The sequence below is a fragment of the Tepidibacter sp. Z1-5 genome (assembly GCF_037844525.1).
Taxonomy (GTDB): Bacteria; Bacillota; Clostridia; order Peptostreptococcales; family Peptostreptococcaceae; genus Tepidibacter_A.
The window spans coordinates 716-925 of the sequence record NZ_JBBMMD010000028.1; the positions used below are offsets into that span (position 1 = coordinate 716).

At 31.0% G+C, this 210-nt stretch carries 1 protein-coding gene; it reads right to left on the bottom strand.

What is annotated here, in order from left to right; all coding sequences use genetic code 11:
- On the bottom strand, window positions 1-210 hold a 210-nt coding region (locus WJW32_RS06770; protein WP_340256727.1), incomplete at both ends, for a hypothetical protein.

A 210-nucleotide genomic window follows, 5' to 3' on the forward strand; every position in this document is an offset into this window, starting at 1 on the left:
AAGATGAAAGTATTTGAACTATTATAATCCTATTCCTAACAGTGTTTGGAATCTCATATACCCTAGCAGTTTTATCTGCTTGAGCATAATCTGATATGTCTATATTTTTTGCAATGTTTTTTGCTGTTTTAGAAGAGTATCCTTTTGTGCTAACCTCATAAGATTTACCATTTGCAATCAAACCTGATTGATCAAAGTCTACGACTATAT